This is a genomic window from Burkholderia sp. NLJ2 (assembly GCF_049487195.1).
In the GTDB taxonomy this organism is placed as follows: Bacteria; Pseudomonadota; Gammaproteobacteria; order Burkholderiales; family Burkholderiaceae; genus Burkholderia; species Burkholderia pyrrocinia.
Window position 1 is genome coordinate 107,381 of sequence record NZ_CP137808.1, and the last position, 25,833, is coordinate 133,213.

The 25,833-nt window shown below is 64.2% G+C and carries 23 protein-coding genes; 22 read left to right on the plus strand and 1 reads right to left on the minus strand.

Features of this window, described 5'->3' with window-relative positions; all coding sequences use genetic code 11:
- Nucleotides 1-43: 43 nt before the first annotated feature.
- From R9B84_RS00470 to R9B84_RS00575, 22 genes are all read left to right on the plus strand, one after another.
- Nucleotides 44-928 carry a branched-chain amino acid ABC transporter permease gene (locus R9B84_RS00470; protein WP_423758846.1) on the plus strand — a complete coding sequence of 295 codons (885 nt, stop codon included), beginning with the start codon at nt 44-46 and terminating at the stop codon, nt 926-928.
- Entirely contained in the window at nt 928-1,902 is a 975-nt protein-coding gene (locus R9B84_RS00475; protein WP_423758847.1) for a branched-chain amino acid ABC transporter permease, read from the plus strand. The genes R9B84_RS00470 and R9B84_RS00475 overlap by 1 nt, the downstream gene beginning before the upstream one ends.
- 498 nt (nt 1,903-2,400) lie before the next feature.
- Complete coding sequence (locus tag R9B84_RS00480) at nt 2,401-2,952, plus strand: hypothetical protein (RefSeq protein ID WP_423758848.1); 552 nt, start codon at nt 2,401-2,403, stop codon at nt 2,950-2,952.
- A gap of 76 nt (nt 2,953-3,028) precedes the next feature.
- Nucleotides 3,029-4,186, plus strand: coding sequence for an ABC transporter substrate-binding protein (locus R9B84_RS00485; RefSeq protein ID WP_423758849.1), 1,158 nt, complete (start codon nt 3,029-3,031; stop codon nt 4,184-4,186).
- Nucleotides 4,187-4,386: 200 nt separating this feature from the next.
- Nucleotides 4,387-5,442 (plus strand): branched-chain amino acid ABC transporter permease, encoded by a 1,056-nt coding sequence (locus R9B84_RS00490; RefSeq protein ID WP_423758850.1) that lies wholly within the window; start codon nt 4,387-4,389, stop codon nt 5,440-5,442.
- A 4-nt stretch (nt 5,443-5,446) separates the two neighbouring features.
- Nucleotides 5,447-7,231 (plus strand): ABC transporter permease subunit, encoded by a 1,785-nt coding sequence (locus tag R9B84_RS00495; RefSeq protein ID WP_423758851.1) that lies wholly within the window; start codon nt 5,447-5,449, stop codon nt 7,229-7,231.
- Nucleotides 7,231-7,986 carry an ABC transporter ATP-binding protein gene (locus R9B84_RS00500; protein WP_423758852.1) on the plus strand — a complete coding sequence of 252 codons (756 nt, stop codon included), beginning with the start codon at nt 7,231-7,233 and terminating at the stop codon, nt 7,984-7,986. The genes R9B84_RS00495 and R9B84_RS00500 overlap by 1 nt, the downstream gene beginning before the upstream one ends.
- A gap of 624 nt (nt 7,987-8,610) precedes the next feature.
- Nucleotides 8,611-10,581, plus strand: a complete 1,971-nt coding sequence (gene mnmG / locus R9B84_RS00505) for a tRNA uridine-5-carboxymethylaminomethyl(34) synthesis enzyme MnmG (RefSeq protein WP_423758853.1) — start codon at nt 8,611-8,613, stop codon at nt 10,579-10,581.
- Nucleotides 10,578-11,264 carry a 16S rRNA (guanine(527)-N(7))-methyltransferase RsmG gene (gene rsmG, locus R9B84_RS00510; RefSeq protein ID WP_423758854.1) on the plus strand — a complete coding sequence of 229 codons (687 nt, stop codon included), beginning with the start codon at nt 10,578-10,580 and terminating at the stop codon, nt 11,262-11,264. Before mnmG ends, rsmG begins: the two co-directional genes overlap by 4 nt.
- Nucleotides 11,265-11,315: 51 nt before the next feature.
- Nucleotides 11,316-12,095, plus strand: a complete 780-nt coding sequence (locus R9B84_RS00515; RefSeq protein ID WP_423758855.1) for a ParA family protein — start codon at nt 11,316-11,318, stop codon at nt 12,093-12,095.
- A gap of 31 nt (nt 12,096-12,126) precedes the next feature.
- Nucleotides 12,127-13,020 (plus strand): ParB/RepB/Spo0J family partition protein, encoded by an 894-nt coding sequence (locus tag R9B84_RS00520; protein WP_069747658.1) that lies wholly within the window; start codon nt 12,127-12,129, stop codon nt 13,018-13,020.
- Nucleotides 13,021-13,030: 10 nt separating this feature from the next.
- On the plus strand, nt 13,031-14,161 hold the full coding sequence (locus R9B84_RS00525; RefSeq protein ID WP_423758856.1) for an SLC13 family permease: 1,131 nt from the start codon (nt 13,031-13,033) through the stop codon (nt 14,159-14,161).
- 566 nt (nt 14,162-14,727) lie between these two features.
- The gene (locus R9B84_RS00530; RefSeq protein ID WP_423758857.1) at nt 14,728-15,252 is read left to right on the plus strand and encodes an ATP synthase subunit I; all 525 of its coding nucleotides are present in this window, start codon (nt 14,728-14,730) and stop codon (nt 15,250-15,252) included.
- A gap of 109 nt (nt 15,253-15,361) precedes the next feature.
- On the plus strand, nt 15,362-16,213 hold the full coding sequence (gene atpB / locus R9B84_RS00535; RefSeq protein ID WP_047899456.1) for a F0F1 ATP synthase subunit A: 852 nt from the start codon (nt 15,362-15,364) through the stop codon (nt 16,211-16,213).
- Between the two features lie 75 nt (nt 16,214-16,288).
- Complete coding sequence (gene atpE, locus R9B84_RS00540; RefSeq protein ID WP_006482730.1) at nt 16,289-16,558, plus strand: F0F1 ATP synthase subunit C; 270 nt, start codon at nt 16,289-16,291, stop codon at nt 16,556-16,558.
- Between the two features lie 129 nt (nt 16,559-16,687).
- The gene (locus R9B84_RS00545; protein ID WP_006751767.1) at nt 16,688-17,158 is read left to right on the plus strand and encodes a F0F1 ATP synthase subunit B; all 471 of its coding nucleotides are present in this window, start codon (nt 16,688-16,690) and stop codon (nt 17,156-17,158) included.
- Nucleotides 17,159-17,160: 2 nt separating this feature from the next.
- The gene (locus R9B84_RS00550; protein WP_152860548.1) at nt 17,161-17,700 is read left to right on the plus strand and encodes a F0F1 ATP synthase subunit delta; all 540 of its coding nucleotides are present in this window, start codon (nt 17,161-17,163) and stop codon (nt 17,698-17,700) included.
- A gap of 44 nt (nt 17,701-17,744) precedes the next feature.
- Nucleotides 17,745-19,286 carry a F0F1 ATP synthase subunit alpha gene (gene atpA, locus R9B84_RS00555; protein ID WP_423758858.1) on the plus strand — a complete coding sequence of 514 codons (1,542 nt, stop codon included), beginning with the start codon at nt 17,745-17,747 and terminating at the stop codon, nt 19,284-19,286.
- A gap of 69 nt (nt 19,287-19,355) precedes the next feature.
- The gene (gene atpG, locus R9B84_RS00560) at nt 19,356-20,231 is read left to right on the plus strand and encodes a F0F1 ATP synthase subunit gamma (protein ID WP_047899457.1); all 876 of its coding nucleotides are present in this window, start codon (nt 19,356-19,358) and stop codon (nt 20,229-20,231) included.
- A gap of 65 nt (nt 20,232-20,296) precedes the next feature.
- Entirely contained in the window at nt 20,297-21,691 is a 1,395-nt protein-coding gene (atpD, locus tag R9B84_RS00565; protein WP_047899458.1) for a F0F1 ATP synthase subunit beta, read from the plus strand.
- A 148-nt stretch (nt 21,692-21,839) separates the two neighbouring features.
- On the plus strand, nt 21,840-22,265 hold the full coding sequence (locus R9B84_RS00570) for a F0F1 ATP synthase subunit epsilon (RefSeq protein ID WP_006477288.1): 426 nt from the start codon (nt 21,840-21,842) through the stop codon (nt 22,263-22,265).
- A gap of 242 nt (nt 22,266-22,507) precedes the next feature.
- Nucleotides 22,508-24,235 (plus strand): AMP-binding protein, encoded by a 1,728-nt coding sequence (locus R9B84_RS00575; RefSeq protein WP_423758859.1) that lies wholly within the window; start codon nt 22,508-22,510, stop codon nt 24,233-24,235.
- A 730-nt stretch (nt 24,236-24,965) separates the two neighbouring features.
- Here the strand turns inward: R9B84_RS00575 and R9B84_RS00580 are convergent.
- Nucleotides 24,966-25,766, minus strand: coding sequence for a transporter substrate-binding domain-containing protein (locus R9B84_RS00580; RefSeq protein WP_423758860.1), 801 nt, complete (start codon nt 25,764-25,766; stop codon nt 24,966-24,968).
- Nucleotides 25,767-25,833 lie beyond the last annotated feature (67 nt).

A 25,833-nucleotide genomic window follows, 5' to 3' on the forward strand; every position in this document is an offset into this window, starting at 1 on the left:
AAAGGTTGCGCGCGCAACGAAACTCATTCTGACGGCTAAGTCGATGGAAATCTTTGGCATTCCGTTGCCGGCGATGCTGAGCCAGTTGCTGCTCGGGCTCGTCAACGGCTCGTTCTACGCGATCCTGAGCCTCGGGCTCGCGGTGATCTTCGGGCTGCTCAACGTGATCAACTTCGCGCACGGCGCGCTGTTCATGCTGGGCGCGATGCTCGCGTGGATGGGCCTGTCGTACTTCGGGCTGCCGTACTGGGCGATGCTCGTGCTGGCACCGCTGATCGTCGGCGCGTTCGGGATCGCGGTCGAGCGCTCGATGCTGCGCTGGCTGTACAAGCTCGATCACCTGTACGGGCTGCTGCTCACGTTCGGCCTCACGCTGGTCGTCGAAGGCGTGTTCCGGTCGATCTACGGATCGTCCGGCCAGCCGTACGACGTGCCGTCGCAGCTTTCCGGCGCGACCAACCTCGGCTTCATGTTCCTGCCGAACTACCGTGCGTGGGTCGTCGTCGCGTCGCTCGCGGTGTGCCTCGCGACGTGGTTCGTGATCGAGAAGACGCGCCTGGGCGCGTATCTGCGTGCGGGCACCGAGAACCCGAAGCTCGTCGAGGCGTTCGGCGTGAACGTGCCGATGATGATCACGCTCACCTACGGCTTCGGCGTCGCGCTCGCCGCGTTCGCGGGCGTGCTGGCCGCGCCGGTGATCCAGGTGTCGCCGCTGATGGGCCAGCCGATGATCATCACCGTGTTCGCGGTGGTCGTGATCGGCGGGATGGGCTCGATCCTCGGCTCGATCGTCACGGGCCTGCTGCTCGGCGTGATCGAGGGCTTCACGCGCGTGTTCTATCCCGAAGCGTCGGCCACCGTCGTGTTCGTAATCATGGCGATCGTGCTGCTGTTCCGCCCGGCGGGCCTCTTCGGCAAGGAAAAATGATGCAGAGAAAAGTGCTCTACGGCGTGCTGCTCGCCGCACTGCTCGCCGCGCCGTTCATCGGCGCGTATCCGGTGTTCGTGATGAAGGTGCTCACGTTCGCGCTGTTCGCGGCCGCGTTCAACCTGCTGATCGGCTATACGGGGCTGCTGTCGTTCGGCCATGCGATGTTCCTCGCGACCGCCGGTTATGCGACCGGCTATTCGATCCAGACGCTCGGTTTCACGCCGGAGCTCGGCGTGCTCGTCGGCACCGTCGCCGCGACGCTGCTCGGGCTCGTCGTCGGGCTGTTCGCGATCCGCCGGCAGGGCATCTACTTCGCGATGATCACGCTCGCGTTCGCGCAGATGGTCTACTTCATCTATCTGCAGGCGCCGTTCACGCACGGCGAGGACGGCCTGCAGGGCGTGCCGCGCGGCCACCTGTTCGGGCTGCTCGACCTGTCGAACGACGTCGCGCTGTACTACGTCGTGCTGGCGGTGGTCGTCGCCGCGTGCGCGTTCATCGTGCGGGTCGTCCATTCGCCGTTCGGCCAGGTGCTCGTCGCGATCAAGGAGAACGAGGCGCGCGCGATCTCGCTCGGCTACGACACCGACCGCTTCAAGCTGCTCGCGTTCATCCTGTCGGCCGGGCTCGCGGGGCTTGCCGGCTCGCTGAAGGTGCTCGTGCTCGGCTTCGAGACGCTCTCCGATGCGCACTGGACGATGTCGGGCCTCGTCGTGCTGATGACGCTCGTCGGCGGGATGGGCACGCTGTTCGGGCCGCTGCTGGGCGCGGCGCTGATCGTCGCGCTGGAAGACCGGCTCGGCGACATCGGCGAATGGCTCGCGTCGACGACGGGCGTCGCGTGGTTCCATTCGCTCGGCGAATCGGCGACGATCGTCACCGGGCTGATCTTCATCGCGTGCGTGCTCGCGTTCCGGCGCGGCATCGTCGGCGAGATGGTCGCGCGGATCAAGCCGCTCAGGGCATCCTGAGCGCGTGCCGCGCGCGTCGCGGCAGGTTGATGCGAAGCACCATCCGGCGCACTCCGGAGGGGCGTCGCAGCGGGCTCAAGCCGGTGCCGCGCGGCAGACTGGTGCCCCATTTCCGTGCGGCGATGCACCATAGGGGTAAATGCTAAGTTGCCGTGGTGCTTAAGCCTCTTTAAGATTCGTTTCAGTTCTGATGCACCGCGAAACGAATTTGCAGGTGGAGAACGAGGAGACAATCGAGGCACAAAGTGCCCGGACCCCAAAAGCGCTGTTGGACGGAATCCAACAGCGCTTTTTCATTTGCGTGCACGGATATTCACCGATGGTGCATCGGCCTGCGCAATTGCCGTATTCCGCGCTTGCATTCGCACCGCGCTTCTTCCGCGCTTCGCCGCGTCCCCCGTTTTTCCTTTTCCCGCAATCCGGTCGCTGACGGCGCGTTGTCACGCGCAGGCCGTCCGGGCTTACCCGGTTGGCGTGCGCGAAATGCGTCCGTTACACTTGGCTTTCGCCGACCGCGCGGTCGGGAAAATCGGTCGGCAGTTCTCCTACAAGCAGAATGCAGAAGAGGGAGCACGGTTGGATGAGCAGCGCAGCACGATGGATCGGGGCAGGAAGGGCGGCTGGCGCCGCTCGTTCGTCATTGGGTGCGCATCGGTACTTCCCGGCCTTCCCGAGCCGTCCTGCGGCCGGTACGCGCGTTGCGGCACGGGTTGCCGGCATGGCGCCTTCACCGGTCGTTGCGCTCGCACCCGTCTCCGCATGAACCGCCGCTTTTCCGATCTTTCGCCGCCGGCGCGCGTGGCCGGGCCGAGCCAGGCCGGCACACCTTCCGGCGATCGTTGCGCACGCATCGATTGCCCGCACGATCCCGCATTTCTTCGCCTTCTTCATCCTGACGACATTGCTGCTGCGCATCGTGGCGGTCGAACCAACGTGTCGGCCGCGATGCACGTGCATGCGTATGCGCATGCGCCGCGCCGTCGGGATTCTGCCGCGGCGGCGGCGTTTCACGGGAAAACGAGCGTAGGCGCGGCAAGACGAGATAGTTAAATTATTAACTTGTTTGGGAAACGGGAGCCGCCCGAGCACCCGCGGATTTTTCGAGCAGCGTTTGGAGACAACGTAAATGAAGATGAATCGATGGATGGAGGCCGTGCTTGCCGCGGGCCTCGTGTGCGCGGCGGCCACAGCGTCGGCGCAGGTGAAGATCGGCGTGACGCTGTCGGCCACCGGGCCGGCTGCGTCGCTCGGGATTCCGGAAAAGAACACGATCGCCTTGCTGCCGAAGGAAATGGCGGGCAAGAGCGTGCAGTACATCGTGCTCGACGATGCATCCGACACGAGCCGCGCGGTGCAGAACGTGCGCAAGCTGATCGACGAAGATCACGTCGACGCGATCATCGGCTCGTCCGTCACGCCGAACTCGCTCGCGATGCTCGACCCCGTGTCGCAGGGCAAGACGCCGACGATCTCGCTCGCGGCGAGCGCGCAGATCATCGCGCCGATGGACGCGAAGCGCGCGTGGATGTTCAAGGTGCCGCAGAACGACCAGCTGATGGCCGACGCGATCGCCGGCTACATGGCGAAGCACGGCGTGAAGACGGTCGGCTTCATCGGCTTCGCCGATGCGTACGGCGACAGCTGGTACAAGACGTTCAGCGCGGCGGCCGAGAAGAACGGCCTGAAGCTCGTGTCGAACGAGCGCTTCAACCGCACCGACGCGTCGGTGATGGGGCAGGTGCTCAAGCTGTTGGGCTCGAATCCCGACGCAGTGCTGATCGCCGGCTCCGGCACGCCGGCGGCGCTGCCGGCCAAGACGCTGAAGGAGCGCGGCTACAAGGGCAAGGTGTACCAGACGCACGGCGTCGCGAACAACGACTTCCTGCGCGTGTGCGGCAAGGATTGCGAGGGCGAGATCCTGCCGGCCGGCCCGGTGCTCGTGACCGACCAGCTCCCGGATTCGAACCCGGTGAAGAAGGCGGCGCTCGGCTACAAGGCCGCGTACGAGAAGGCCTACGGCGCGGGCTCGCTGGCGACGTTCGGCGGACATGCATGGGATGCGGGGCTGCTGCTGCAGCGCGCGATTCCGGACGCGCTGAAGAAGGGCCAGCCGGGCACCGAGGCGTTCCGCGAAGCGCTGCGCGCGTCGCTCGAAAGCGTGAAGGATCTGCCCGTGTCGCACGGCGTGATCAACATGACGTCGACCGATCACAACGGCTTCGATACGCGTGCGCGCGTGATGGTGCAGATCGTCGACGGCAAGTGGAAGCTGCAGGCCGAGTAAGCATCATGTGAAACCGGCGTGCGCGGCGCGAACGGCGCCGTGCCCGCCGTCGGCAGGGCGCCGGGCCTGACGGGCCGCGCCCGTGCCGCATGGAACCACCGGGGCCCGCCGCGTGGCGCCTGACGCTCTGATCTTGCCGTCCGTGCGCCCCGGCCGTTCCCGTCGCCGTTTCTCCGCAGCATTCTCGATACAAGACACGTATGGATCTCTCGATTGCGGCGATCCTCGCGCAAGACGGCATCACGACCGGCGCCATTTATGCATTGCTGTCGCTGGCGCTCGTGCTGGTGTTTTCCGTCACGCGGGTGATCTTCATTCCACAGGGCGAATTCGTCGCCTACGGTGCGCTGACGCTTGCGGCGTTGCAGGCGCAGAAATTCCCCGCCACCTGCTGGCTGCTGTTCGTGATGGGCGTCGCGTGCTTCCTGCTCGAAGTCGGCGGCCTGATCCGGCATCGCGAACGGCGCCATCAGCTCGGCCGCACGCTCGCGACGCTCGGCAGCCGCTACATCCTGTTGCCGCTCGCGGTGTTCGCGATCACGCGCAGTTTTGCCGCGCAGCCGATGCCGATGCTCGCGCAGCTCGCGCTGACGCTCGCGATCGTCGTGCCGATGGGGCCGTTCGTCTATCGGCTCGTGTATCAGCCGATCGCCGAAGGCACGACGCTGCTGTTGCTGATCGTGTCGGTCGCCGTCCATTTCGCGATGGTCGGCCTCGGGCTCGTGATGTTCGGCGCGGAGGGCTCGCGCACCAACGGATTCTCGGATGCGTCGCTGTCGATCGGCAGCATGACGGTGTCGGTGCAGAGCATCCTGGTCGTCGTCACCGCGCTCGTGCTGATCGGCGCGCTCTACGTGTACTTCGGCCGCACGATCGCCGGCAAGGCGCTGCGCGCGACGTCGGTGAACCGGCTCGGCGCGCAGCTCGTCGGCATCGGCACGACCGAAGCAGGGCGGCTCGCGTTCACGTTCGCGGCGGGCCTCGGCGTGCTGTCTGGGATCCTCGTCGGCCCGCTGACGACGATCTACTACGACTCGGGCTTCCTGATCGGGCTGAAGGGCTTCGTCGGCGCGATCATCGGCGGGCTCGTCAGCTATCCGCTCGCGGCCGCCGGCTCGCTGCTCGTCGGCGTGCTCGAATCGTATTCGTCGTTCTGGGCGAGCGCATACAAGGAGGTGATCGTGTTCACGCTGATCATTCCGGTGCTGCTGTGGCGGAGCTTCGTGACACCGCACGCGGAAGAGGAAGAGGAGTGACGCGATGAAGACGGTGCTACGCAACAAGACCTTCTGGGTGTTTCTCGTGGTGCTGTTCGCGCTGCCGGTACTGCCCGGCGCGCTGCAGGTGCCGGAGTACTGGATCACGCTGCTGAACTACATCGGCCTCTATGCGATCGTCGCGATCGGGCTCGTGCTGCTGACGGGCGTCGGCGGGATGACGAGCTTCGGGCAGGCCGCATTCGTCGGCATCGGCGCGTATGCGACCGCGTTCCTGACGACGCGGTACGGCGTGTCGCCGTGGCTCGCGCTGATCGTCGGCGTCGTGCTGACGGCGCTCGTCGCGCTCGTGCTCGGCGCGGTCACGATGCGGCTGTCCGGGCACTTCCTGCCGCTTGGCACGATCGCGTGGGGCCTCGCGCTGTTCTACCTGTTCGGCAACCTCGAACTGCTCGGCAAGTACGACGGGATCAACGGGATTCCGGCGCTGAACCTGTTCGGCATCGCACTCGACAGCGGCCGCAGCCTGTATTTCCTGATCTGGGCCGTCGTGCTGGCCGCGATCGTGTCGGTGCAGAACCTGCTGAACAGCCGGCCGGGCCGCGCGATCCGTGCGCTGCGCGGCGGCGGCGTGATGGCCGAGGCGATGGGCGTGAACACCGCGTGGATGCGCGTCGTGATCTTCGTCTACGCGGCCGTGCTCGCGGCCGTGTCGGGCTTCCTGTACGCGCACCTGCAGCGCGCGGTGAACCCGACCCCGTTCGGCCTGAATCACGGGATCGAATTTCTGTTCATGGCGGTGGTCGGTGGCGTGTCGCACGTGTGGGGCGCGGTGCTCGGCGCAGCGATCCTCACGGTGCTGCAGGACTACCTGCAGACGCTGCTGCCGAAGCTGCTCGGCTCGGAAGGCAACTTCGAGATCATCGTGTTCGGCGTGCTGATGGTGCTGCTGCTGCAGTACGCGCGCCAGGGCGTGTGGCCGTTCGTCGCGAGGCTGTTCCCGCGCGGGCCGCGCGCACATGTGCCCGAGCAGGCCGAGCCGTTGCCGCAGCGCGCGAAGCCTGCGGCCGGCGAACCGCTGCTCGCGGTCGACAACGCACGCAAACAGTTCGGCGGGCTCGTGGCCGTCAACGACGTCAGCTTCGACGTGAAAGCGGGGCAGATCATCGGGCTGATCGGTCCGAACGGTGCCGGCAAGTCGACCACGTTCAACCTGGTGACGGGCGTGCTGAAGCCGACGGGCGGCACGATCACGTTCCGCGGCGAGCGCATCGACGGGCTCACGTCGCGCCAGATCGTCCGTCGCGGCATCGGCCGCACGTTCCAGCACGTCAAGATGCTGCCGGCGATGACGGTGCTCGAGAACGTCGCGATCGGCGCGCATCTGCGCGGCCATACCGGTGTCTGGCGCAGCGTCGCGCGGCTCAATGCACACGAGGAAGCGAAGTTGCTGGCCGAAGCCGCACGGCAGATCCGTCGCGTCGGGCTCGAACAGCACATGTACGACGAAGCGGGCAGCCTCGCGCTCGGCCAGCAACGGATTCTCGAAATCGCGCGTGCGCTGTGCTGCGACCCGACGCTGCTGTTGCTCGACGAGCCGGCCGCCGGGCTGCGTTACAAGGAGAAGCAGCAACTCGCCGACCTGCTGCGGCGGTTGAAGGCGGAAGGCATGAGCGTGTTGCTCGTGGAACATGACATGGACTTCGTGATGAACCTCACCGACCGGCTGGTGGTGATGGAATTCGGCACGCGGATCGCGGAAGGGCTGCCGCAGGACGTGCAGCAGGATCCGGCCGTGCTCGAAGCGTATCTGGGCGGGGTGGAGTGATGACGGACACGACGATGCCGATTCTCGAAGTGCGCGGGCTGGCGGTCCGGTACGGGAAGGTGGAGGCGCTGCATGGCGCGGCGATCAAGGTCGGTGCGGGGCAGATTGTCAGCGTGATCGGTCCGAACGGGGCAGGCAAATCGACGCTGCTGAACGCGATCATGGGCGCGCTGCCGGTGACCGGGCATGCGTCGGGCGCGGTCGTGTATCGCGGCAACGACGTCGGCGCGTTGCGGGTCGAGCAGCGTGTCGCGCGCGGGATGTGCCTCGTACCGGAAAAGCGCGAGCTGTTCAGCACGATGACGGTCGAGGACAACCTCGTGCTGGGCGCGTATCGGCGCAAGCAAGCCGGTGAATCGAATTTCCTCGACCAGCTCGACCACGTGTTCGCGCTGTTTCCGCGGCTGAAGGAGCGCCGCAAGCAGGCGGCCGGCACGCTGTCGGGCGGCGAGCGCCAGATGCTCGCGGTCGGCCGCGCGCTGATGGGCAAGCCCGACCTGCTGATGCTCGACGAGCCGAGCCTCGGGCTCGCGCCGCTGATCGTGAAGGAGATCTTTCATATCATCAGCGCGTTGCGTGGTACGGGCGTCGCGACGCTGCTGATCGAGCAGAACGCACGGGCCGCATTGCAGATCTCCGACTACGGCTATGTGCTGGAGACGGGCGAGTTTGCGCTGGAAGGGCCGGCGGCCGAGCTTGCGCAGAATCCGCGCGTGATCGAAACGTACCTCGGGTTGGCGAAGAAGACGGCTTGATAGTTGGGGCGGTTGGCGGGAAACGAACGGCGTGTTTCACGTGAAACACGCCGTTTTTGTTTGTGGGGCTGGAGCAATGTCGCGATGGCCCGATGGTTCGTGGTCAGGGGATAAGTGCCTGGGGAATAGTCGGAAGTTCTGTGTGGCGGCGGGGGATAAGCTGTCCACAGCGCGGGTGACGATCACTCGTCTCGCTCGGCAGTTGATAGTGGCTTGCTCCACAGGCTGGATTCCTGGCGCGTGGATCTCTGCACAGGCTGATGATGTGTCGAATCTCGGGGGATAAGTGCCGGACCAACAGCAGGAAAGTCGGTGAGGACGGGGCACAGGGTGTGGCGCCCAGGTTGTCGTGCCGACCACAGAAATCGATGCCGGTCTGTCCCCGGCAGGCCACTTTCCTGGCACTCGATTTTTTTGCACAGATAATCGATGTGCGGCGACCCGGCCGGGAGCATTGCTGGAGCAGGCTCGACGCCACGAATTCATCCATCCGCAGCCGAAAAAACGACGAAATGAACCGACCCTACCGTTCGGACGGCCTTCGAGTGAAAAGCGAACCCGCTATAATTCGGCCCATACATTTCTCTGATAGGTTCGTGCGCAGCCCTGCGTACGGAATCCACCATGCTTTTTCCCACAGAATTTGACGTCATCGTCGTCGGTGGCGGCCACGCCGGCACGGAAGCCGCGCTGGCGTCCGCCCGAATGGGCGCGAAGACGCTGCTGCTGACCCACAACATCGAAACGCTCGGGCAGATGAGCTGCAATCCGTCGATCGGCGGCATTGGCAAAGGCCATCTGGTCAAGGAAGTCGACGCGCTGGGCGGCGTGATGGCCGCCGCGACGGACGAGAGCGGTATTCAGTTCCGGATCCTCAATTCATCGAAGGGCCCGGCCGTGCGTGCGACGCGTGCGCAGGCCGACCGCATCCTGTACAAGGCCGCGATCCGCCACCGGCTCGAGAACCAGCCGAACCTGTGGCTGTTCCAGCAGGCCGTCGACGATCTGATGGTCGAAGGCGATCGCGTGGTGGGCGCCGTCACGCAGATCGGCATCCGCTTCCGCGCCCGCGCAGTCGTGCTGACCGCCGGTACGTTCCTCGACGGCAAGATCCACGTCGGCCTGAACAACTACACGGGCGGTCGCGCGGGCGATCCGGCGGCCGTGTCGCTGTCGTCGCGCCTGAAGGAACTGAAGCTGCCGCAGGGTCGCCTGAAGACCGGTACGCCGCCGCGTATCGACGGCCGTACGATCGACTTCTCGAAGCTGGACGAGCAGCCGGGCGACCTCGATCCGATCCCCGTGTTCTCGTTCCTGGGCCGCGCGGAGCAGCATCCGCAGCAGTTGCCGTGCTGGGTCACGCACACGAACGAGCGCACGCACGACATCATTCGCGGCGGCCTCGACCGTTCGCCTATGTATACAGGCGTGATCGAAGGCGTCGGGCCGCGTTATTGCCCGTCGATCGAGGACAAGATCCACCGGTTCGCATCGAAGGAATCGCACCAGATCTTCCTTGAACCGGAAGGGCTGACGACCAACGAGTTCTACCCGAACGGGATCTCGACGAGCCTGCCGTTCGACGTCCAGCTCGAGCTCGTGCATTCGATGCGCGGCCTCGAGAACGCGCATATCCTGCGCCCAGGCTACGCGATCGAGTACGACTACTTCGACCCGCGCGCGCTGAAGGCGTCGCTCGAGACGAAGGCAATCAACGGGCTGTTCTTTGCGGGCCAGATCAACGGCACGACCGGCTATGAAGAAGCGGCTGCGCAAGGCCTGCTGGCCGGCCTCAATGCGGGCCGCTATGTGCAGGAGAAGGACGCATGGTGCCCGCGCCGCGACCAGGCATACCTTGGCGTGCTGGTCGACGATCTCGTGACGCGCGGTGTGGCCGAGCCGTACCGGATGTTCACGAGCCGCGCCGAATATCGGCTGAGCCTGCGTGAAGACAACGCCGACATGCGACTGACCGAGATCGGCCGCGAACTGGGCCTCGTCGACGACGTGCGCTGGGACGCATTCAGCCGGAAGCGCGACGCTGTTTCACGTGAAACCGAACGCCTGAAGTCGACGTGGGTCACGCCGAAGACGCTGCCGCCGGAAGAGGCGACCGCGCTGCTCGGCAAGGCGATCGATCACGAATACAGTCTCGCCGATCTGCTGCGCCGTCCGGGCATCAGCTACGACGGCGTGTGCGGCCTGAAGGGCGGCGAATGCGGCCCGGCCGAGCCGCTGGCTGACGATCCGGTGCTGCTCGAACAGATCAAGGAGCAGGTCGAGATCGGCATCAAGTATCAGGGTTATATCGAGCGCCAGGCATCCGAGATCGAGCGCAACGACGCGAACGAGAACACGCGCCTGCCGGACGGTATCGATTACCGCGAAGTTCGCGGCCTGTCGTTCGAGGTGAGCCAGAAGCTCAACGAGTTCCGGCCGGAAACGATCGGGCAGGCGTCGCGCATTTCGGGCGTCACGCCGGCGGCGATCTCGCTGCTGATGGTGCACCTGAAGCGCCGCGGCCTGGGCCGCCGTAATGGCACTGCCGCAGAGGCAACGGAGCAGGGGGACGGCGCCGTCCCGACGCAACAATGACGGCGCGTCGCGCGCCGGCGGTTAATCGGGACGTACTGGAAGAGATGCTCGTCGACGGCACGACGGCGCTCGACCTCACACTGACGGATGCACAACGCAACCAGTTGCTCGACTATGTCGCGCTGCTCGGCAAGTGGAATGCGGTCTACAACCTGACCGCGATCCGTGACCCGAAGCAGATGCTGATTCAGCACATCCTCGATTCACTTTCCATCGTCCCGCATCTGCGTGGCCGTGCGTCGGCCCGCGTGCTCGACGTCGGCTCGGGCGGTGGCTTGCCCGGCATCGTGCTGGCGATCGTCGAGCCGGACTGGCAGGTTACGCTGAACGATATCGTGCAGAAGAAGTCTGCATTCCAGACGCAGATGCGCGCGGAGCTGAAGCTCGCGAACCTGTCGGTGGTCACCGGGCGGGTCGAATCGCTGCAGCCGGGTGTCGAGGTGCCGGAAAAATTCGACATGATCGTATCCCGCGCCTTCGCTGATCTGTCCGACTTCGTTAAACTTGCTCGACATCTGGTCGCGCCGGGCGGATCGATCTGGGCAATGAAGGGTGTACATCCGGACAACGAGATTGCACGGTTGCCGGAAGGCAGTCGCGTGAAGCAGACGATGCGGCTGACGGTGCCGATGCTCGATGCCGAACGGCATCTGATCGAAGTGGTCGTCGACGCGGCGAATTGAAGGCGCGCAGTAGCGCGCCGTTTGTTTGAAGGTAAAGGGAACACACCAACGATGGCAAAGATCTTCTGCGTTGCGAACCAGAAGGGGGGCGTCGGCAAGACGACGACATCGGTCAATCTCGCCGCAAGCCTTGCAGCGCAGGAGCAACGAGTCCTGTTGATCGATCTCGACCCGCAGGGCAACGCGACGATGGGCAGCGGGATCGACAAGGCCGCGTGCGAATCGACCGTGTACGAGGTGCTGGTCGACGGCGTGTCGGTGGCCGATGCACGCGTGCGTCCGGAAGGCGTCACCTACGACGTGCTGCCCGCGAACCGTGAGTTGTCCGGTGCCGAGATCGAACTGATCAGCATCGACAACCGCGAGCGCCGGCTGAAGGCCGCGCTCGAGCACGTGGCCGACGACTACGACTTCGTGCTGATCGATTGCCCGCCGACGCTGTCGCTGCTGACGCTGAACGGGCTGTGTGCGGCGCACGGCGTCGTGATCCCGATGCAGTGCGAGTACTTCGCGCTGGAGGGGTTGTCGGACCTCGTCAACACGATCAAGCAGGTTCACGCGAACATGAACCGCGACCTGAAGATCATCGGCTTGTTGCGCGTGATGTTCGATCCGCGCATCACGCTGCAGCAGCAAGTCTCCGATCAACTGAAAGCGCACTTCGGCGACAAGGTGTTCGACGTGGTGATTCCGCGTAACGTGCGCCTGGCGGAAGCGCCGAGTTACGGGCTGCCGGGCGTCGTGTTCGACCGCAGCTCGCGCGGTGCGCAGGCGTATCTCCAGTTCGGTGCCGAGATGATCGAACGCGTCCGCGCGTTCGAGGTGTCGTGATCCGGACATGAGCGAAGCGAGGAAGAAAGACATGAACGCGGTACCAAAGAAGAAGGGCTTGGGACGTGGCCTCGAAGCGCTGCTCGGCGGCAGCGCCGATATCACCGAAGCGGTGAAGATCGAAGGCGCACCGAACACGCTCGCGCTTGGCAAGCTGCAGGCCGGCAAGTACCAGCCGCGGACGCGGATGGACGAAGGCAGCCTGCAGGAGCTTGCGGCAAGCATCCGCGCGCAGGGCGTGATGCAGCCGATCCTGGTACGGCCTATTTCGTCAGACAAATACGAGATCATCGCGGGCGAGCGGCGTTTCCGCGCGGCGCGCCTGGCCGGCCTCGACGAAGTGCCGGTGCTCGTGAAGGACGTGTCCGATCAGGCTGCCGCCGCGATGGCGCTGATCGAGAACATCCAGCGCGAGGATCTGAACCCGCTCGAAGAAGCGCACGGCATCCAGCGCCTGCTCGACGAGTTCGGTTTCACGCACGAACAGGCGGCCGAATCGGTCGGCCGTTCGCGCAGCGCGGTGTCGAACCTGCTGCGCTTGCTGAACCTGGCATCGCCGGTGCAGACGATGCTGCTGGCCGGCGATCTCGACATGGGGCACGCGCGCGCGCTGCTCGCCGTCGATGCGGCAACGCAGATCACGCTCGCCCATCAGGTCGTCAACAAGCGCATGTCGGTGCGCGAGACCGAGAAGCTCGTCGCGCACACGACGAAGGAAGTGCCGGCGGTGAAGGCGCGCGCGAAAGACGACGGCGGCCGCGACACGCGCCGTCTCGAGGAGGAGTTGTCTGACCTGCTCGCGTCGACGGTGAAGATCAAGCTCGGCCGCCGCGGGCGAGGGCAGGTCATGATCGACTTCGGCAACCTCGATGCACTCGAGGGCATTCTCGTGCGGCTGCGCGGCAACGTAGCGACCGAAGAGTGACGAGTTGACGATGGAGAAGACGGGCGCACCGGCGCCGCACCGGTGGCTCGGATGGCTTGTGCAGGAACCCGTACTGTCGGTGCTTGCGCTTGGCCTGATCGTGCTGGAATGGGTGCGTCCGCAACCATTTTCCGTACTGGCCGGTCGCGTCGACTGGCAGACGGTCGCGACGCTCGCGGGCCTGCTGATGCTGACCAAGGCACTCGAGTTGTCCGGCTGCCTGATGTGGCTTGCGCACCGCATCGTGCATCATGTGCATTCCGAACGCGGGCTCGCGATGCTGCTCGTCGTGTTCGCGGCGGTGCTGTCGATGTGGCTGACCAACGACGTCGCGCTGTTCGTCGTCGTGCCGTTGATGGTATCGCTGCGTGCGCTGACGCCGCTGCCGTTCCGGCGGCTCGTGATCGTCGTCGCGCTGGCCGTCAACGCGGGGTCCGTCGCAACACCGCTCGGCAATCCCCAGAATCTTTTCCTGTGGCAATTGAGCGGCGTGTCGTTCGGCCGCTTCGTGGTCACGCTCGGGCCGCTCGCGATCGCGCTGATGGTGCTGCTGCTCGCGCTGACCGCGTGCACGTTTCGTGCGAAACCGCTGGACCTGTCCGGCGACGTCGTCGCACTTCCCGTGCAGCGCATGCACGCACTGATTGCAGCGGTGCTGTTCGCGGCATTCGTGCTGCTCGCCGATGCGCACCATCCGCTGCCGGGTCTGGTTGCTGTCGCGATCGTGCTGTTCGTCGTAAAACGTGATGCAGTCCTGAAGATCGATTGGTTGCTGCTGCTGATCTTCGTGCTGATGTTCGTCGTATTGCGCAGCGCGGCTGCGCTGCCCGTCGTGCACGACGCGATCGCGCGCGCCCATCTCGATTCACCGCTGCGCGTATTTGCGGCCGGCGCCGTACTGTCGCAGGGGATCAGCAACGTGCCGGCCGCGATCCTGCTGTCGGAATTCACGCACGACTGGCGCGCGCTCGCGTTCGGCGTATCGGTCGGCGGCTTCGGTTTCGCGATCGGTTCGCTCGCGAACCTGATCGCGGTGCGTCTCGCGAAGGAGCCGCGCATGTGGCTGCCGTTCCACCTGGTCTCGATTCCGTTCGCGCTCGTGAGCGCGGTACTCGGCGCATGGCTGCTCGTGCACGGTTGAGCGATACGGGTGCGTGCGGCACAGGTGTGCGGCTCGAGCGACGGGGAGGGTGCACAGTGTTCGCGATCGTTGCGAGGCTGTTGATAAGTGCGGCGATTCACAGTCGATCGCCTGTGGTGGCGCGACAACTGATTGGATGATTCGACGCGCCAGCATCCGATCGAATTTCGTGCATCGGGTGCGGCTGATCGGCCACAGTGTTTTGCTTGTCCCGGGGTGTCGCGCCGGGTCGTTCCGGGCGACTGCATCACGGCGAATTCCCGGCGGCGATCGTGCCGCTCCGTTCGAGCCCGCGTCGGGCGTCGTTTCCACGCCATCCGCCATCGCCGGACATTTTTCGGGCAAGAAATACCGGTGCAAAAAATCGACCTTACAACTGTCGTCGTACGTCGTTGAATCGCGTGTTTTTCACATGATGAGGCGTCGTTTTAGGCAGGTTTTTGTCGCGTCTAAAGCCTTGAATCACTTGCAACTATCGCTTACAATCGCCCGGATTTGTTAGCTAGGCACCCCTGAAAGCTTTCAGAAAGCTTGGGGCCGGTTCAAGGATTTTGCGGAAGATTGCGATGGCGGGTCAGGCGCCGGACGACAGGCACGATGATCAGCGCACGCAACGCACCGCTTCGGCGGCTGGCGAGCGGCGCGAATCCGACGATGACTGGGATGCCGAGCAGCAAGATAACAACATCGTTCCGCTCACACGGGCAGAAGCCGAGAGGCTGTTCGGTCCGGACGTGAGCAAGCCCTCGCGCGTGACCCCCTCCAAGGTGGTGATCGCGCAAGTGGTCTTGTCCCTGGTTGCAACGCTGGCGTGGTGGCTGTTTTCGAAGTCGCCGGGCGCCGCTGCGCAATCCGCGTTTCTGGGCGGAGCGATTGGCTGGGTGCCAAGTGCGTTGTTCGTGGCACGACTGAAGGCAGGTGGTTCGGCCACCGTGATGAGCTGGGTGATGGGCGAAGCCCTGAAGCTCGGCCTGACGGTCGGGATGTTCGCAGCAGTGGCGTTCGGCTGGTCCGGCGTGCACTGGGTGCCGTTCCTCGTCACGTACCTCGTCGTGCTGAAGACGTACTGGATCGCGCTGGCCTGGCGGTAAGCAACAAGCAGCGTGCGGTTTCGACAACGAACCGCACCGGCCCGTTCCCGCAATAGCGTGTTGCGGAACAGGCAAAACGATTTTCGACAATTTGGGTGGCATTAACGATATGGCAGCTAGCGAAGGCACGCGCGGTCCGGATCCGTCCGAGTACATTGCGCACCACTTGCAGAATTTCTCCACCTCGCATCAGACGTCGATTTTCGACATCCACGTCTGGAATCTCGACACGCTGTTCTGGTCGATCGTATGCGGCGTCGTCACGGTCCTCCTGCTGCGTCTGGCCGCCCGCAAGGCGACGTCGGGCGTGCCGGGCCGTTTCCAGTGCGCAATCGAGATGCTCGTCGAAATGGTCGAAGACCAGTCGAAGGCTATCGTCCACGGCAATCGCACCTTCATCGCTCCGCTCGCCCTCACGGTGTTCGTGTGGGTCGCGCTGATGAACTCCCTCGACTTCCTCCCGGTCGACCTGCCGGGCCGCGTGATCGGCCTGCTCGGTCTGTCGGACGTGATTTCCCACCATCGCATCGTCCCGACGGCCGACCTGAACGGCACGCTCGGCATCGCGCTCGGCGTGTTCGTCCTGATGATCTACTACAGCATCAAGATCAAGGGCGCGGGCGGCTTTGTGCATGAGCTGCTGTCGGCCCCGTTTGGCGCCCACCCGCTGCTGTGGATCCCGAACCTCGCGCTCAACATCGTCGAATATCTCGCGAAAACCGTCTCCCTCGGTATGCGGCTGTTCGGCAACATGTACGCGGGTGAGCTGTTGTTCCTGTTGATCGCCCTGCTCGGCAGCATGTGGAGCTTCGGTGGCGACGCAACGTTCCTCGGCTTCGTTGGTCACGTGATCGCGGGTAGCGTCTGGGCAATCTTCCACATCCTGATTGTTCTGTTGCAGGCATTCATTTTCATGATGCTGACGCTGGTGTATCTCGGCCAGGCGCACGACACGCACTAAGCGCGGCGTGCAAGAAAGAGTCTTCGTTTTAATTTTTTAAATCTCAGTTCCAAGTCTTTTCACAAAGGAGTGATCATGCAAGCTTACATCGCCAACATCCAGGGTCTGACCGCCATCGGTATCGGCATCATCATCGGCCTGGGTGCAATCGGCGCCTGTATCGGTATCGCGCTGATGGGTGGCAAGTACATCGAAGCCTGCGCACGTCAGCCGGAACTCATCAACCCGCTGCAAACGAAGATGTTCCTGCTGGCTGGTCTGATCGACGCTGCATTCCTGATCGGCGTTGGTGTCGCAATGCTGTTCGCGTTCGCGAACCCGCTCCTGTCGAAGCTCGCAGGCTAAGGTTCCTCGGAAATTTGCGTCCGGCGCAAGCCGGCGCAGGGCGGAACGGAGACTTGGGGCGCTGATCGAATGCAACTCGATGAGCGCCTTACCGTTTCATTTTTCCGGAATAGCAGATAAGGAAACACCGTGAATCTCAACGCAACTCTGTTTGCGCAAATGGTCGTGTTCCTGGTCCTCGCGTGGTTCACGATGAAGTTCGTGTGGCCGCCGTTGATCAACGCCCTCGACGAACGTTCGAAGAAGATCGCCGACGGCCTCGCCGCCGCGGAAAAGGGCAAGGCGGAACTCGACGCAGCGCACAAGCGCGTGGACCAGGAACTCGCGCAGGCCCGCAACGACGGCCAGCAGCGCATCGCCGACGCTGAAAAGCGTGCACAGGCGGTCGCCGAGGAAATCAAGGCCAACGCCCAGGCTGAAGCCGCCCGCATCGTCGCCCAGGCGAAGGCGGAAGCAGAACAGCAAATCGTGAAGGCGCGCGAAGCGCTGCGTGGCGAAGTCGCCTCGCTGGCCGTGAAGGGCGCCGAGCAGATCCTGAAGCGCGAAGTCGATCAAACGGCCCACGCCCAACTGCTGAATCAACTGAAAGCCGAGCTCTGATCATGGCCGAACTTGCAACCATCGCCCGCCCTTACGCAGAAGCGCTGTTCCGCGTGGCCGAGGGCGGTGACATCGCCGCCTGGTCCACGCTCGTGCAAGAGCTGGCCCAGGTTGCGCATCTGCCGGAAGTGCTGTCGGTCGCGTCGAGCCCGAAGGTGACGCGCACGCAAGTAGCCGAGTTGCTGCTTGCTGCGGTGAAGTCGCCGCTCGCGGCCGGCGCCGAAGCGAAGAACTTCGTACAGATGCTGGTCGACAATCATCGCATCGCGCTGCTGCCGGAAATTGCCGAGCAGTTCGAGGCGCTCAAGAACGAACGTGAAGGTGCTGCCGACGCCGAGATCGTGAGCGCGTTCCCGCTGAACGGCGCGGATCTCGAAAGTCTCGTCTCGGGCCTCGAACGCAAGTTCAAGCGCAAGCTGAAACCGACGGTCGAAGTCGATTCGTCGCTGATCGGCGGCGTGCGCGTGACGGTCGGCGACGAAGTGCTCGACACCTCGGTTCGCGCGCGCCTCGCATCGATGCAGGCTGCCTTGACCGCCTGAGCGCCACGCCGGCACGCAACAGAATTGACTATCAGGAGCGAATAATGCAACTCAATCCCTCTGAGATCAGCGAGCTGATCAAGAGCCGGATCCAGGGCCTTGAAGCGAGCGCAGACGTTCGCAACCAGGGCACCGTGATCTCCGTGACCGACGGTATCGTGCGTATCCACGGCCTGTCGGACGTGATGCAGGGCGAAATGCTCGAGTTTCCGGGCAACACGTTCGGCCTCGCGCTGAACCTCGAGCGCGACTCGGTCGGCGCGGTGATTCTCGGCGAATACGAACACATCTCGGAAGGCGACGTCGTCAAGACGACGGGTCGTATTCTGGAAGTCCCGGTTGGTCCGGAACTCGTCGGCCGCGTGGTCGATGCGCTCGGCAACCCGATCGACGGCAAGGGCCCGGTCAACGCGAAGCTGACCGACGCGATCGAAAAGATCGCCCCGGGCGTGATCTGGCGTAAGTCGGTGTCGCAGCCGGTGCAGACGGGCATCAAGTCGATCGACGCGATGGTGCCGATCGGCCGTGGCCAGCGTGAGCTGATCATCGGCGACCGTCAGTGCGGCAAGACCGCGGTGGCGCTCGACGCGATCATCAACCAGAAGGGCAAGGACCTGATCTGTATCTACGTCGCGATCGGCCAGAAGGCTTCGTCGATCATGAACGTGGTTCGCAAGCTCGAAGAAACGGGCGCGATGGAATACACGATCGTCGTCGCCGCGACGGCATCGGATTCCGCCGCGATGCAGTACCTGGCACCGTACGCCGGCTGCACGATGGGCGAATACTTCCGCGACCGCGGCCAGGACGCGCTGATCATTTATGACGACTTGACCAAGCAGGCTTGGGCATACCGTCAGATCTCGCTGCTGCTGCGCCGCCCGCCGGGCCGTGAAGCGTACCCGGGCGACGTGTTCTATCTGCACTCGCGTCTGCTGGAGCGTGCAGCTCGCGTGTCGGAAGAGTACGTCGAGAAGTTCACGAACGGCGAAGTGAAGGGCAAGAGCGGTTCGCTGACGGCACTGCCGGTCATCGAAACGCAGGCAGGCGACGTGACCGCGTTCGTTCCGACGAACGTGATCTCGATTACCGACGGCCAGATCTTCCTGGAAACCGACCTGTTCAACGCAGGCATCCGCCCGGCAATCAACGCCGGCGTGTCGGTGTCGCGAGTCGGTGGCGCTGCTCAGACGAAGGTCGTGAAGAAGCTGTCGGGCGGTATCCGTACCGACCTCGCGCAGTACCGTGAACTGGCCGCATTCGCGCAGTTCGCATCGGACCTCGACGAAGCGACCCGCAAGCAGCTCGAGCGTGGCCGCCGCGTGACGGAACTGCTGAAGCAGCCGCAGTACCAGCCGCTGCAGGTGTGGGAACTGGCCGTGTCGCTGTATGCCGCGAACAACGGCTACCTCGACGACCTCGACGTGAAGCAAGTGCTGTCGTTCGAGAAGGGCCTGCGCGAAAGCCTGAAGACCAGCAACGCTGACCTCATCAAGCGCATCGAAGACACCAAGGATCTCGCGAAGGACGACGAAGGCGCACTGCGCTCGGCGATCGAATCCTTCAAGAAGTCCGGTGCCTATTGATCCGCGAGTGACACACTGAGGCCGCGCGGGTGCTGATGCGCCCGCGCCGCTTCGGTCAAGGAGCAAGCTATGGCTGGAATGAAGGAAATTCGCGGCAAGATCAAGAGCGTGCAGAACACGCGCAAGATCACGAAGGCGATGGAGATGGTGGCCGCATCGAAGATGCGCCGCGCGCAGGAACGCATGCGCGCCGCTCGTCCGTATGCGGACAAGGTCCGTGCCATCGCCGCGCACATGAGCCGCGCGAACCCGGAGTACCGCCACCCGTTCATGGTGGCGAACGACGGCGCGAACACGGCCGGCATCATCCTCGTCACGACGGACAAGGGTCTGTGCGGCGGGCTGAACACCAACGTGCTGCGTGCGACGGTGCAGAAGTTCAAGGAGCTGGAAGAGAAGGGCCAGAAGGTCGAAGCCACGGCGATCGGCAGCAAGGGCCTCGGTTTCCTGAACCGCTTCGGCGCGAAGGTGCTGTCGCAGGTCGTGCACCTCGGCGACACCCCGCATCTGGACAAGCTGATCGGCGCGGTGAAGACGCAGCTCGACCTGTACTCGGAAGGCAAGCTGTCGGCGGTTTATATCGCTTACACGCGCTTCGTCAACACGATGAAGCAGGAAGCCGTGATCGAGCAACTGCTGCCGCTGTCGTCGGAACACTTCGAAGCCGATGACGGTACGCCGGCCACGTCGTGGGACTACATCTACGAGCCGGACGCGCAGGCAGTCGTCGACGAACTGCTCGTGCGTTACGTCGAGGCGCTGGTGTACCAGGCCGTCGCCGAGAACATGGCGTCCGAGCAATCGGCGCGGATGGTCGCGATGAAGGCCGCGTCCGACAACGCGAAGACGGTGATCAGCGAACTGCAGCTCGTGTACAACAAGAGCCGTCAGGCCGCGATTACGAAAGAACTGTCGGAGATCGTCGGCGGCGCAGCCGCTGTTTAAGCGCGCGCCCGGACGACAACTGCGCCTTTGCGCGAGTAAAGAATCAGGTATTTAAAGGAAAAGCGATGAGTACTGCTGCTTTGGTAGAAGGCAAGATCGTACAGTGCATCGGCGCCGTTATCGACGTGGAATTCCCGCGCGACAGCATGCCGAAGATCTACGACGCGCTCATTCTCGATGGCTCGGAACTGACGCTCGAAGTCCAGCAACAGCTGGGCGACGGCGTGGTCCGTACCATTTGTCTGGGTGCATCCGACGGCCTGCGCCGCGGTCTGACCGTGAAGAACACGGCAAATCCGATCTCGGTGCCGGTCGGCAAGCCGACCCTCGGCCGGATCATGGACGTGCTCGGCCGTCCGATCGACGAGGCTGGCCCGATCGTGAGCGAAACGACGCGTTCGATCCACCAGAAGGCCCCGGCGTTCGACGAACTGTCGCCGTCGACCGAACTGCTCGAAACGGGTATCAAGGTCATCGACCTGATCTGCCCGTTCGCAAAGGGCGGCAAGGTTGGCCTGTTCGGCGGTGCTGGCGTGGGCAAGACCGTCAACATGATGGAGCTCATCAACAACATCGCGAAGGAACACGGCGGTTACTCCGTGTTCGCGGGCGTGGGCGAGCGTACCCGTGAAGGGAACGACTTCTACCACGAAATGAAGGACTCGAACGTTCTCGACAAGGTCGCGCTGGTGTACGGCCAGATGAACGAGCCGCCGGGCAACCGTCTGCGCGTCGCGCTGACCGGCCTGACGATGGCCGAGCACTTCCGTGACGAAGGCCTCGACGTGCTGTTCTTCGTCGACAACATCTACCGTTTCACGCTGGCCGGTACCGAAGTGTCGGCACTGCTCGGCCGTATGCCGTCGGCAGTGGGCTATCAGCCGACGCTGGCTGAAGAAATGGGCAAGCTGCAAGAGCGCATCACGTCGACCAAGAAGGGCTCGATTACGTCGGTCCAGGCCGTGTACGTCCCTGCGGATGACTTGACCGACCCGTCGCCGGCTACGACCTTCGGCCACTTGGACGCAACCGTCGTTCTGTCGCGTGACATCGCTTCGCTGGGTATCTACCCGGCGGTCGACCCGCTCGACTCGACGTCGCGCCAGATCGACCCGAACGTGATCGGTGAAGAGCACTACTCGATCACCCGTCGCGTTCAGCAGACGCTGCAGCGCTACAAGGAACTGCGCGACATCATCGCGATTCTGGGCATGGACGAACTGTCGCCGGAAGACAAGCTGTCGGTCGCGCGCGCACGTAAGATCCAGCGTTTCCTGTCGCAGCCGTTCCACGTTGCTGAAGTGTTCACGGGCTCGCCGGGCAAGTACGTGCCGCTGAAGGAAACGATCCGCGGCTTCAAGATGATCGTCGACGGCGAGTGCGACCACCTGCCGGAACAGGCGTTCTACATGGTCGGCACGATCGACGAAGCCTTCGAAAAGGCCAAGAAGATCCAGTAAGGGTCATGTGATCGGAGTAAGCGCTGAAGCGCTTACTCCCGTCGACCGCCGCAGGGCAAGAGTAAGCGCTGAAGCGCTTACTCTTGCCAACCGCGGCATGGGGCGGGAGTAAGTGCTAAAGCACCAACTCCCGCCGACAGGAGTCGATATGGCAACCATCAAAGTAGACGTCGTCAGCGCGGAAGAGCAGATCTTCTCGGGCGAGGCGAAATTCGTCGCGCTGCCGGGCGAAACGGGTGAGCTGGGTATTCTGCCGGGCCACACGCCGCTGATCACTCGGATTCGTCCGGGTGCGGTGCGCATCGAAGTCGAGGGCGGCAACGACGAATTCGTGTTCGTCGCAGGCGGCATTCTCGAAGTGCAGCCGGGCGCCGTGACGGTGCTCGCCGATACCGCAATCCGCGGCAAGGACCTCGACGCGGCGAAAGCCGAGGAAGCGCGCAAGCGTGCCGAGGAAACGCTGCAGAACGCGAAGTCGGATCTCGACCTCGCAAAGGCGCAATCCGAGCTCGCGACCGCGATGGCGCAGCTCGAGGCGATCCAGCGTCTGGCGAAGATCCGCAGCCGGCACTGAGCCGCGCCGCGTATCCCGCGAAAGAAAGCAGCCTTCGGGCTGCTTTTTTTTCGTCTGTCCTTTGCGTGCCGTAGTGTTTCGTCCGGTCGTGCTATTTCATCCGTCCGCCGCGAATTAATGTCAGAGTGTCGTCAGCAGAGCGCGTCATCATCTGCGCTGAGGCCGCCCGTCGCGAGTGCGGCGACGGAGGCGGGCGCAACAAGCGCACGCGCGCCGATCAGACAAAAAGGACGGAGACATTCATGGCAGCAGACCTTGGCGTGGGGGCGCTGATCGCGCCCGAAAACGGACTGTCGTACGTGCGCGGCGCGACCGACGTGCCGCTATCCGAAGCGACGATCGGCCGGTTCCTGCGCGATACCGCCGGCCGTTTTCCCGACCGTCCGGCCGTCGTGTTCCGCGAGCAGCAGGTGCGCTGGACCTGGCGCGAATTCGCGAACGAGGTCGACGTGCTCGCGGCCGGCCTCGCCGCGCTCGGGATCGTGAAGGGCGACTGCGTCGGCATCTGGTCGCCGAACCGCAGCGAATGGCTGCTCACGCAGTTCGCGACCGCGCGGATCGGCGCGGTGCTCGTCAACATCAATCCGGCCTACCGGCTGTCGGAACTCGAATACGCGCTGAACAAGGTCGGCTGCAAGGCCGTGATCGCGGCCGAGCGCTTCAAGTCGTCGGCGTATGTCGAGATGCTGCAGACCATCGCGCCGGAGCTCGCGACCGCGACGCCGGGCGACCTGCATGCAGCCCGTGTGCCGAGCCTGCGCACGGTCGTGTCGATGGGCGACGTCGCGCCGGCCGGCATGTTCCGCTTCGCCGACGTGATGACGCGCGGCCGCCTGGCCGTCGACCCCGCGCTGCTCGATGCGATCGGTGCGACGCTCGAGTCCACCGACGCGATCAACATCCAGTTCACGAGCGGCACGACGGGCAACCCGAAGGGCGCGACGCTCACGCACCGCAACGTCGTCAACAACGCGCGTTCGATCGCGATGGCGATGCGCTTCACCGAGCAGGATTCGCTTTGCATCCCGGTGCCGCTGTATCACTGCTTCGGGATGGTGCTCGCGGTACTCGCGTGCGTATCGAAGGGCGCGGCGATGGTGTTTCCGGGCGAAGCCTTCGACCCGGTCGCGACGCTCGCGGCTGTCGCCGACGAACGCTGCACCGCGCTGCACGGCGTGCCGACGATGTTCATCGCGGAGCTCGATCATCCCGAGTTCCCGACATTCGACCTGTCGACGCTGCGCACGGGGATCATGGCCGGCTCGCCGTGCCCGATCGAGACGATGAAGCGCGTCGTGTCGCAGATGCACCTGTCGGAAATCACGATCGCGTACGGGATGACGGAGACGAGCCCCGTGTCGTTCCAGAGCTCGACCGACGATCCGCTCGAGAAGCGCACGACGACGGTCGGGCGCATCCAGCCGCATCTCGAAGTGAAGATCGTCGATCCGAACGGCGCCATCGTGCCGGTCGGCGCGACGGGCGAGCTGTGCACGAAGGGTTATTCGGTGATGCTCGGCTATTGGGACGACGACACGAAGACGCGCGAGGTGCTGGTCGACGGCTGGATGCATACGGGCGACCTCGCGACGCTCGACGCGGACGGCTACTGCAACATCGTCGGGCGCCTGAAGGACATGGTGATTCGCGGCGGCGAGAACGTCTATCCGCGCGAGATCGAGGAATTCCTGTTTCGGCATCCGAAGATCCAGAGCGCGCAGGTGTTCGGCGTGCCCGATGCGAAATACGGCGAGGAGCTGTGCGCATGGATCGTGCTGCGCGCGGACGAGCAGATGACCGAGGACGACGTGCGCGCGTTCTGCAACGGGCAGATCGCGCACTACAAGATTCCGCGCTATATCCGCTTCGTCGACGAGCTGCCGATGACGGTGACGGGCAAGGTGCAGAAGTTCGTGATGCGCGACCGGATGATCGAGGAACTGAAGCTCGACGTGCAGAAGACCGCGTAAATTGGCCTGGCGGCCTGGCGGCGGGAAAAACGCGGCGGCCTGCGGGCCGTTGCGCTTTCGATGGACGAAAAAAAGCGGGCTTATTAGCCCGCTAAAAACCACACGCTACGGGGTTAGCGCGAGGAGACCAAAGATGAAACCGAATCCGGCGGGGGGCCGGAAACGACTCCAACAGGGATGCCCCTGGGAAGGGCTTCGGTACGTGACCGACTGGCTCGCAGCGCTTCGCGTCCGCTCACACTTGGCACACGAGACCGCATCCGTGTTGAAACCGTTGAGGCCATTGTGGGCGAATTAATGACCCGTCGCGGTAACAAAGTGTTTCAGGTTGTAACGCCCGCCAGATAAGGCTTTCCGGGATTTTTTGCTGTTTTCGGGGTCCTGAAAAAGGTCATTTTTACCCATATTTTCCGCAGCGTTTTCATCGCATGCGCACGACGCGTTTTTCATGCGTATCGGGCGCGATGAATTGCCGAATTACACGCGAGAAAGTGCGCCGCGCGGCAGAACCCGCGCATGACGATTCATTCGTCGGAAAGATTTTGAAACGTGATCGGAATGCGCGGAAGTCGGCCGTTCGGCCAATTCCGGGGATTTCGCGCCGGCAGCGGGTCGCCAGGGTGCGGCGGCAATATGTAACTGCGGCAGGCCGCCCGCCGTCGCGCCGCGACTGTGGCGCGCAGCGGCCACGGGGTCGCTGCCCGTTATCGGCCGCCGCGCGCGTGCCCGCTTACTTCAGCCACTTGTCCGAAATCGCCTGGTATTCGCCGGTCGACAGCGCGAGATGCAGCCACTGGTCGACGTACTGCTGGAACGCGACATCGCCGCGCGGCACCATGTACGCCTTCTCGCCGAACTGGAACGGCTTGTCCGGATGCACCGAGCACAGCCCCGGATTCAGCTTTTGCTGCAGCAGCGTCTCGGACGCATCCGTCACCATCACGTCAGCCTTGCCCGCGAGGATCTGCTTGAAGATCGTCACGTTGTCCGGATAGACGCTCAGGTTCGCGTGCGTGAAGTACTGCTTCGCGAAACGTTCGTTGGTGCCGCCCGGGTTCACGATCACGCGGGTTTCGGGGCGGTCGATCTGCGCGACGGTCTGGTATTTGTCGGCGTCCGCGCAGCGCACGATCGGCGCCTTGCCGTCGACGACGTACGGCTGCGTGAAGAACACGCGCTTCTGGCGCTCGAGCGTCGTCGATACGCCGCCCACCGCGATGTCGCATTTCGCGACGAAATCGCCGGTCAGGTTCGACCAGCTCGTCTTCACGTAGTCGGTCTTCACACCGAGCGACTTCGCGAGCGATTCGGCCATGTCGATGTCGATGCCCTCGAAGCGGCCGTCCGCGCGGTAGTACGAATACGGCTTGTAGTCGCCCGTCGTGCAGACGCGCAGCGCGCCGCGCGCGAGCACGTCGTCGAGCCGCGAGCCGGCGCCTGGGGCGGTCGCAGCGGTGCCCGCGCCGGTCTGCGCGTGCGCGGCGGCGCAGCAGAGCAATGCGGCCGCGGCGAGCGTGGCGAATGTCTTCATCGGTCTCCTCCTTCGTTTGGTTCGATATGAGCGTCCGATCATAACGGAGCCATCGCGCGCGTCATAT